1 protein-coding gene and 1 pseudogene are annotated in these 980 nt (G+C 40.9%); both read right to left on the bottom strand.

The genetic code is table 11. The features are described from left to right. The gene (gene bslA / locus ACWHAR_RS23750; protein ID WP_003243556.1) at positions 1-546 is read right to left on the bottom strand and encodes a biofilm surface layer hydrophobin BslA; all 546 of its coding nucleotides are present in this window, start codon (positions 544-546) and stop codon (positions 1-3) included. Between the two features lie 197 nt (positions 547-743). Further along, positions 744-980: pseudogene (gene gbsR / locus ACWHAR_RS23745) on the bottom strand (transcriptional regulator GbsR); the annotation flags it as partial.

Raw genomic sequence — 980 nt, 5'->3', positions numbered from 1 at the left:
TTAGTTGCAACCGCAAGGCTGAGTCGGAGGAGTGCTGCGCTTAGCCACGTCAATGCTGGCTTCTGCGTAAAATTTATTTCCGATGCTTAATGATTTATTCTCTGCACGGAAAGTATATGTACCTGCGGCAGGAAGTGTTTTGTTATTCAGTTTTAATTTAAATTCGCCAGCTCCTAACAAATCAAGTGCCAAAGGAACTCTTACTGTTTTCCCGTTATTGAGGATCTGTGTTGTACGCAAGGCATTTCCGTTCAATGTGTCTTTCGTGTTTGCAGTAAATCCGCTTGGCAATGTAAACTCCATAACGCCAAGGCTGAGAAGCGTGTTTGGACGGTAAGTCAATTCGATATCTGAGAAAGACCATTCCGTTTTGCTGGCGCCAGTGATTGTTGCGAACAATGAAGCTGTAGACTGTGTTCTCATAGTAGATTCAGTATGAGCTTTAGTTGATGTAGATTCAGCCGCGAAAGAAGCTGTAGGTGCAGAAACGAGTAACCCGAGACTTAATGCACTAATTGCCAAAGAAGATAATAATTTGCGTTTCATAACAAAATTCCCCCTAAAAAATGATAAATTAAACAGGCCTGCCCGCTTTTCACCTCCTCTGAAAGGCCAAATACAAATTTTACCTACATAAAATTACCATCAAATATTTTGGAAGTAAATGGGGTGTTTTTCCCGTATTTTTCAAATTTGTAGTAGTTACATCAAAAAAACGCCTGCTTTCCCAGGCGTTTTCTGCTTTACTTTGTTTCGATCGGTATAAATTTAAAAATTTCTCCGGTCTGCACCGATTCAGCAAGCCGTTTCAGCCAGTCATAGTAAGCTTTAGAGCTTTCCAGCTGATCATATAACTGCAGTGCTTCATTTTTGATATCCTCATCGAGATCTTCCTTGCATAAAACCTTTTGTAAATCAGCTTGAGCTTCCTCGATCGCTGCTACATTCACTTGAACCTCCCGCTCCCATTTAGGTGGAAA

Source organism: Bacillus sp. LR--39, from assembly GCF_053613335.1.
This window is presented reverse-complemented; position numbering and strand designations above follow the sequence as displayed.